This window comes from Salinivibrio costicola subsp. alcaliphilus, from assembly GCF_001996185.1.
Lineage (GTDB): Bacteria > Pseudomonadota > Gammaproteobacteria > Enterobacterales > Vibrionaceae > Salinivibrio > Salinivibrio costicola.
In genome coordinates this window covers 1-382 of record NZ_MUFR01000154.1, presented here as the reverse complement: position 1 = coordinate 382, position 382 = coordinate 1, and the positions used below count along the sequence as shown (strand labels likewise).

General features: G+C 44.0%; 1 protein-coding gene. It reads left to right on the top strand.

Annotated features, from left to right (window positions below):
- Nucleotides 1-360 (top strand): hypothetical protein (locus BZJ21_RS16460; protein WP_158075551.1); only part of this gene is annotated, 360 nt, incomplete at its 5' end.
- Between the last annotated feature and the right edge of the window lie 22 nt (nt 361-382).

Sequence of the window (382 nt, the reverse complement as noted above, 5' to 3'; positions counted from 1 at the left end):
TTCGGGAAATATTACGCAGCAGATAAGACGCTAGTTGTCGGAACAAGCTGGCAAGCAGTACCTGGAATTGAAGGCGGCTTGTTAGCTACAGGTACTTGGGCAGTGTCTGTTTATGTTAACAGTACCGGAGATAACCTGTACAATGAGACCTTCACAGGCATTATGTGTTGGTATGGTGGTGCAACTAACGATGAAGGCACCAACGAAATACTGCTCCAAAACAGCGGACACGCTAATAACGGCGCTAATATTTACTTACGTACGGCAAGAAGACCTACAAGTAATATGGCACTAGAGATAGCAGCTAGCGGAGCAATAAGCTCAACTACCTACACTTTTGAGTTTAGAAGATTGATATAAGGCGTACCATGTTTGACGTAAA